Raw genomic sequence first — 3,186 nt, 5'->3', positions numbered from 1 at the left:
GCGCGAGCGCAACGCGGGCCGGCGCGACCATCCGGGTCGACCGTACCACCGCGACCGGCCGCGCCGCCAACGCGCGGCACCCGCCGCCGTCGGCGGGGGTTACGCGGCGTCCGCCATGCCCACGCGGTTCGCCGCCGCGCGCGCCGGCGCGTACCGGAGCAGCACCGGCGCGCCGACGAACGCGAGCCCGACCACGTAATCGTCGGTGTCCGCGTCGGCGCGAACCCACGTGACCCGCGCCTTGAACCGATACGACAGCCCGCACTCGTCGTCGTCGATCACGACGTCCACCGTGTCGTCCGTCGCGTAGTACGGCGCGCGCTGGCACACGAGCCCGCCGGGCGCGAGGTTGTCGACGGTCACGACGTCGCTGTGGCCGCGCCCGCGCAGCGTCGCGGTGAGCGACACCGGCTCGCGGGAAAACCGGCGGCCGTCCGCACCGCCGCCGCGGAACAGCGATTCGATGGTCGTCATCAGGTCGATCTCGTCCATCGTGAGGCCGCAGGTGTCGCACTTGCCAGCGAGCTGGCGGTAGCGATAGACGAGTTCGAGCGCGGTGGTCATGGTGGCCCTGGGTAAAGCAAGCACGGTGCCAGCTCGGCCCCGCGCGCGCCGGCGGGTAACGGTGTGGAATCCGATGCGCCGCTGGCCCCGTGGGCCGGGCGCGGCGTGGCGTGTGGTCCCCATGCGCCGCGGCTCGTGGTACGCACTAGGGGGGTCGGGGCATCACCCCCGGCGGATTTTTCCGATGGACCTGTTTCGCCACGGTGCGGCCAAACAGCGGCGCGGCCAGCCGCTCGCCGAGCGCATGCGTCCGACATCGTTGGACGAATTCGTCGGCCAGGCGCACCTGCTCGGCCCCGGCAAGCTGCTGGCGCGGGCCCTGGAGGGGGGTGTTCTCCCCTCCCTGATTCTGTGGGGCCCGCCCGGCAGCGGCAAGACGACGCTCGCGCGGATTCTCGCGCGCCACGTGCGGGCCGAGCTCGAGTCGCTGTCCGCGGTGCAGGCCGGCGTCAAGGACATCCGCGAGGTCGTCGCCCGCGCGGCGTCCCGCCGCGACGAGCGCGGCCGGGCGACGGTGCTGTTCATCGACGAGATCCACCGCTTTTCGAAGGCGCAGCAGGACGCGCTGTTGCCGCACGTCGAGGACGGCACGGTCGTGTTGATCGGCGCCACGACCGAGAACCCCTCGTTCGAGGTCAACGCGCCGCTTCTATCCCGCGCGCGGGTGTTGCGGCTCGAGCCGCTGTCGGACGCCGACATCGCCGTGCTGGTCCGGCGCGCGTGCGCGCGCGAGCTGCGCGGGGTGACGATCGAAGACGCGGCGCTCGCGGCGCTGGTCCGGCGCGCCGAGGGCGACGCGCGGCGCGCGCTCAACGCGCTCGAGGTCGCCGCGGCGATCGCGGACGGCGGCGAGGTGACCGTCGCGGCGATCGAGGAGGCGCTGCAGGCGCCGACGTTGCGCTACGACCGCCGCGGCGAGGAGCACTACAATGTCGTGAGCGCGTTCATCAAGAGCGTGCGCGGGTCGGACCCGGACGCGGCGGTCTACTGGATGGCGCGCATGCTCGAGGCGGGCGAGGACCCGCGGTTCGTCGCGCGGCGGCTCGTGATCCTCGCGTCGGAGGACATCGGCAATGCGGACCCGCAGGCGCTGGTCGTCGCCGAGGCGGCGCACCGCGCGTTCGAGTTCGTCGGCATGCCCGAGGGCGTGTTGCCGCTCACGCAGGCGGCGCTCTACCTGGCGCGCGCGCCGAAGTCCAACGAGGTGCTCACCGCGTACGCGCGGGCGCGGCGATGGGTGCGCGACTACGGCGCGCTGCCGGTGCCGATGAAGCTGCGCAACGCGCCCACCGCGTTGATGAAGCAGATGGGCTACGGGCGCGGCTACAAGTACCCGCACGAGTTCGACGGCAACTACGTCGAGGGCGAGACCTACCTGCCCGACGAGCTGGTCGACCGGCTGCGGGCCGGCGACGGCGACGGCGACGACGGCGGGACGTAGCGGCGGGACGCGACGCTACATCGGCCGCAGCCAGTCGGCCTTGGCCTCGTGAATCTGCACGTGGAACTCCTGCGGGAAGCACATCAACACGAAGTCGATCGCCTGCTTGCGGAGTTCTTCGTCGAGCTTCGGCGGCACGTCGAGGATGCCCTCGTCGTCCGGCTTCACGCCGAGTCGCACGACCTCGGTGAGGCGCAGCAGGTGCAGCCGGTTCATGAACAGGGCGTGAGCCACCCCGAGCAAGACGCGCTCGACGGTCGGATCCATCTCGAGCATGAGCCCCGGTTCCTACCACGATTGCGCGGCCGGCTCAATCCGGCGGCCGGCCGCCCGACAAGCGCCGTCCCCCGGTCCGGCGCCGCCCGGCGCGGGCCCCGCGGCTCGAAAAACCCCTGGATTCGTGCTACTTCGCGCGGCGACGGCGCCGCCGCGGCGCGCGCGGGCCGTGGACATCGAATTGGTCCCGCGCTACGTTCTCGCTCATGCAAGCGGTCGTTCCCCTCCACGGTCGCGCCAAGGTCGCCATCGGCGGTCTGGTGCTCATCGGCAGTGTCCACGCGGCGTCTGCCGTCGCCGGTGGCTGGCTGTGGCTGCTCATCGGCGACATCAAGGCGGGCAAGTCGGTGTCGCCCGAGGCGGTGGCGGCACTCGTCCGGCTCGCCGACAACGTCGACACGGCCTACTGGGGCGCATTGGCGATCGCGGTGGTCACGTTCCTCGCGTGGTTCTACCGTGCGTACGCCAACCTCGTGGCGCTCAGCCCGGGGCCGTACACGAACCGCCCGGCCGCCGCGATCTTCGCGTGGTTCATTCCGCTCCTGCACCTGGCGTGGCCCTACGCGATCGCGAAGGACATCTGGATGCGGAGCGAGCGGGATCCCGAGCGCGACCCGTGCGCCGGCATGGGCCTGCTGACCGCGTGGTGGGCCGCGTGGGTCGTGTCGGGGATCCTCGGCATGTTCGTGTTGAGTCGCCCGTCGCCGGAGGCCGATCTCGATGCGGTCGCCGCCCAGCAGATGTGGGCCGTCATCATCGACGGCCTGCGCATCGTCGCGGCGATCCTCGCCGTGCTCGTGGTCCGGAACCTCACGCGGCGCCAGATGGCCGCCGTCCCGGCCGCGCACGCCGCGTGACCAGCCGCCCGGTGGCCGACCCCGCCGCCGATCCGCCCGCTCCGAGAT

Annotated in this window: 4 protein-coding genes; 2 read left to right on the top strand and 2 right to left on the bottom strand. The window is 72.5% G+C overall.

Features of this window, described 5'->3' with window-relative positions; translation table 11 throughout:
- Positions 1–99 precede the first annotated feature (99 nt).
- Positions 100–687, bottom strand: coding sequence for a hypothetical protein (locus D6689_08735; protein RMH42264.1), 588 nt, complete (start codon positions 685–687; stop codon positions 100–102).
- A gap of 61 nt (positions 688–748) precedes the next feature.
- Between D6689_08735 and D6689_08730 the strand changes: the two genes are divergently transcribed.
- The gene (locus D6689_08730; protein RMH42263.1) at positions 749–2,005 is read left to right on the top strand and encodes a replication-associated recombination protein A; all 1,257 of its coding nucleotides are present in this window, start codon (positions 749–751) and stop codon (positions 2,003–2,005) included.
- 15 nt (positions 2,006–2,020) lie between these two features.
- On the opposite strand, the gene D6689_08725 is transcribed toward D6689_08730, so the two are convergent.
- Positions 2,021–2,281 carry a hypothetical protein gene (locus D6689_08725; GenBank protein ID RMH42262.1) on the bottom strand — a complete coding sequence of 87 codons (261 nt, stop codon included), beginning with the start codon at positions 2,279–2,281 and terminating at the stop codon, positions 2,021–2,023.
- Between the two features lie 206 nt (positions 2,282–2,487).
- Between D6689_08725 and D6689_08720 the strand changes: the two genes are divergently transcribed.
- Complete coding sequence (locus D6689_08720; GenBank protein RMH42261.1) at positions 2,488–3,138, top strand: DUF4328 domain-containing protein; 651 nt, start codon at positions 2,488–2,490, stop codon at positions 3,136–3,138.
- Positions 3,139–3,186 lie beyond the last annotated feature (48 nt).

It is taken from the genome of Deltaproteobacteria bacterium (assembly GCA_003696105.1).
Taxonomy (GTDB): Bacteria; Myxococcota_A; Polyangia; order Haliangiales; family J016; genus J016.
The sequence above is the reverse complement of the archived record's forward strand: the minus strand, read 5'-3'. Positions and strand labels throughout refer to the sequence as shown.